This is a genomic window from Dietzia sp. SYD-A1, from assembly GCF_015356725.1.
In the GTDB taxonomy this organism is placed as follows: domain Bacteria; phylum Actinomycetota; class Actinomycetes; order Mycobacteriales; family Mycobacteriaceae; genus Dietzia.
Window position 1 is genome coordinate 1 of sequence record NZ_JADDKI010000609.1, and the last position, 1,425, is coordinate 1,425.

Below are 1,425 nucleotides of genomic sequence, written 5' to 3' on the forward strand. Positions count from 1 at the left end.
CGGCCGGCGACGGCCATGACCAGCAGCGGGCTGTTGGGTCGGCGGGCGGGCAACTCGTACCAGGCGGAGGTGAGCTCGGCGGCGACCTGGGGGCCACGGCGGTAGGACCCCAGGACCGGGGTGGTGTCCGGGTCCAGGCCGAAGGGCAGCGCGACGGTGGAGCCGTTGACGGTGACCTCGCCCCGGCCCCCGGTGGTGCCGGCGTCGACTCCGTCCCCCGGTTCTCTCTCTCCCGAGTCGGACAGTGCCAACGCCCCCGAGGCCTCCGCGCTGTCGACGGTGATCGTGTCGGGCAGGCCGTTGGGGGCGAACCCGTTGACCACCCCGGCGCCCAGGGAGATCTCCGGCCCCGCGCCCACGGCGCGGAGGAGACCGTCGTTGGAGTCCTCCTCCACCAGCACCGAGTCGGCGAGCGAACACGGTTCCCCGCTCAGGGCGCGTAGGTTGGCGCGGCCGACGGTGTAGGCGGGGGTCTGGACGAACACGGCGGTCACGGCGGAGACGAGCTCGAAGATCACGACGGAGAACGCCACGATCGTCAGGGGGGCACCGTCGATGCCGGGGCCCCGTCCGGCCCCGATGCGGCGGCGATCGCGGGTCCGGGCGGCGGGGGTGTCCGGAGCTGATCGGAGGAAGGGCAGGGCCCGGGTGATCCGGCGGGCGACCGTCCCGTCGGGTGAGTCGGGCAGGATCCCGGCGTGGATGAGCCCGGCCACGAGCAGGCACAGCAGGCCGCCGACGAACGCGACGTACTGGACCTGGACCCCCAGCACGTCGGGGAAGTTGTCGGAGAACGGGATGCCGTAGTCGGAGACGTACCACCAGGTGTTGTTGGTGGCGGTGGACAGGCCCACGACGAGGCACAGCGCCGCCCCGACGAGCCACCGACTGCGGCGCAGTGAGACGGTCGATGACCGCAGGGCGATCACCGCCAGCACGGCCAGCGCCCCGGCGAGGCCGGCGAACACGCCGAAGTGGTGGGTCCATTTGGTGGGGGTGAACACCAGGAACAGCAGGGAGCCGGCGATCACGCCGATGAGCCGACGGGACGGCCCGGCGGCGGCGCCGGGGATCCGGCCGCGGCGGAGCATCACGGCCGTGACGAGCGCCAGGCACATGAGCATGAGCAGCACGGGGAAGCGTCGCGCCACACCGCCGTCGGCGGACACCCCGAACAGCGCCTCCCAGCGGTCCTTCTCGCCGTACCAGGGCAGGCTCGGACCGAGCTCGGTGCGGATACGGGTGGCCTCGAGCACGGCGGCGAGGGTCTGGTCGGCGAACACGGTGTAGAGCAGTGCCAGGCCCACCGCCAGGACCGGGCCGAGGAGGGGCGCCCAGCCGACCACCTGGGCGCGTCGGCGGGCCATGCGGACGAACTCGCGGGCGCCCGCGGCCAGGGCGGCCACGCACATGAGACCGGTGGGG

At 73.6% G+C, this 1,425-nt stretch carries 1 protein-coding gene; it reads right to left on the reverse strand.

Annotated elements, in window-relative coordinates:
* The coding region (locus IY392_RS17655; RefSeq protein WP_194861936.1) for an arabinosyltransferase domain-containing protein at positions 1 to 1,425 on the reverse strand (1,425 nt) is incomplete at both ends.